The sequence below is a fragment of the Methylobacterium haplocladii genome, assembly GCF_007992175.1.
GTDB classification, from domain to species: domain Bacteria; phylum Pseudomonadota; class Alphaproteobacteria; order Rhizobiales; family Beijerinckiaceae; genus Methylobacterium; species Methylobacterium haplocladii.
The window spans coordinates 1-899 of the sequence record NZ_BJZT01000093.1 but is presented as its reverse complement, the minus strand read 5'-3'; the positions used below and the strand labels follow the sequence as shown (position 1 = coordinate 899).

1 protein-coding gene is annotated in these 899 nt (G+C 63.5%); it reads left to right on the top strand.

Going from position 1 to position 899, the window contains the following annotated elements:
* Position 1 precedes the first annotated feature (1 nt).
* Positions 2-899, top strand: an 898-nt coding sequence (locus tag MHA02_RS21870; RefSeq protein WP_244612440.1) for an IS481 family transposase, incomplete at its 3' end; no start/stop codon positions are given.

Genomic DNA, 899 nt, shown 5'->3' with positions numbered 1-899 from the left:
CATCAGCCCGACCACGGTGCAGAAGTGGCGTGGCCGCGAGACGGTCACGGACGCCCGGATGGGGCCGAAGGAGATCCGCTCGACCGTCCTGACGCTGGAAGAGGAGGCGATCATCGTCGCATTCCGGCGGCATACCCTGCTGCCGCTGGATGACTGCCTCTACGCGCTGCAGCCGACGATCCCGCATCTGCGCCGGTCGAGCCTGCATCGCTGCTTCCAGCGCCACGACATCGCCCGGTTGCCCGATACCGATGGCGACAAGCCCAAGCGTTCACGCTTCAAAGCCTACCCGATCGGTTATTTCCACATCGACATCGCGCACGTCAGCACGGAAGAGGGCAAGCTGAACCTGTTCGTGGCCATCGATCGCACCAGCAAGTTCGCCTTCGTTCAACTGCACGAGAAGGCGACACGACGTGTCGCGGCAGACTTGCTTGGCGCGCTGATCGCGGCCGTACCCTACACGGTTCACACGGTGCTCACCGACAATGGCACGCAGTTCGTCGACACCACGCCGGTCAGCGAGGAAGCCGAAGCCAGCGCGGAAGCCTATTGGGCCGAGCGCGACGAGCCGCGCCTCTATCGCTGGCATCCGTTCGACTGGGCCTGCCACCAGAACGCGATCGAGCACCGAACGACCAGGCCGCGCTGCCCGTGGACGAACGGTCAGGTTGAACGCATGAACCGAACGATCAAGGACGCCACCGTCAAGCGCTACCATTATGGAAGCCACGAGGCACTGCGTCATCACCTGAAGCTCTTCGTCGACGCCTACAATTACGGACGCCGGCTCAAGACCCTGCGCGGCCTCACGCCCTACGAGTTCATCTGCAAAACCTGGACTGAGCAACCCGCTCGGTTCAAGCTCGATCCGTCACAGCACACCCCGGGACCGAACA